The organism is Geofilum rubicundum JCM 15548 (assembly GCF_000974365.1).
In the GTDB taxonomy this organism is placed as follows: Bacteria; Bacteroidota; Bacteroidia; order Bacteroidales; family Marinilabiliaceae; genus Geofilum; species Geofilum rubicundum.
Genome location: NZ_BAZW01000183.1, coordinates 1 through 920 on the forward strand (window position 1 = coordinate 1; position 920 = coordinate 920).

1 protein-coding gene is annotated in these 920 nt (G+C 37.6%); it reads right to left on the reverse strand.

Annotated elements, in window-relative coordinates; all coding sequences use genetic code 11:
- Positions 1–129: 129 nt before the first annotated feature.
- Positions 130–920 (reverse strand): RHS repeat-associated core domain-containing protein (locus JCM15548_RS22110; RefSeq protein WP_227626098.1); only part of this gene is annotated, 791 nt, incomplete at its 5' end.

Consider the following 920-nt stretch of genomic DNA (forward strand, 5'->3'; position numbering starts at 1 on the left):
GCTCCCTACAAAAAGTGCCGAATGCTCGTTTTGCTAATTCATCACCAAAATAATGCTCTATTACAATACTATTATTAAGCGCATTACACCCTGTTGAAAATAGCAATATGCTGAAAACTGCTTTTACTATTACTCTTTTATGCTTTGCCATCTCTGATACATGTTACGGTAATTAGAATCATTAATATAACCAGCAGGATTTTCTGTACTGTAAAGACGTAAATATCTACCTAGTCTCAGTTTCTGATATCCTTTGGACGTACTACGAAATGTACTATGATCTAATTGAAGCTCATAACATTTGTAGTGAGTACCAGTTGTCTTACCATACTTTAGCAAGCCGTGTCCCTTATATTCATGAACACCTAAAGTGTTTTGAGCTTGCTCAACAGTACTTAAGGTATTTCCTATATATTCAGGATTGCTATTCATTGAAACTTTAATCCCTTCATCTCCCATGTTTTTTGTACTTGCACCCCCTGGAGTCTCTGGGTTATTATAACTTTTAGAGTGATCGCCTGGATTAAAAATAGATATGGCTCCATTATACAAATTATCAACCTTTATCCCAGGCGTTTTCGAAGTTATATCTGTGTATATGTTTGAAAGTGCTTTTTCTGAAACTTTAGAATCTTGAATATCCTTAGTATCTGAACTTTCTGCTATACTTCCGCTTTGCACAGAACCATCTTTATTCTTTTCGGCACTGTTGTAGGCTTCCTGTGAGGTAACTTTAATCTGCCCAGCAAAACCATTCTCATCTACACCAAGATAACCTCCTGTTGTCTGGTCATAATAAGGACTTGACCACATTCCATCCGGGTCAATAAACATGATAGGATTATTAAATGCAGATGCGTAAGGGCTCCATCTTCTTCCTTGTTCTGCCAGCGGGTCAACAGTGTGCCACCTTCCCAACG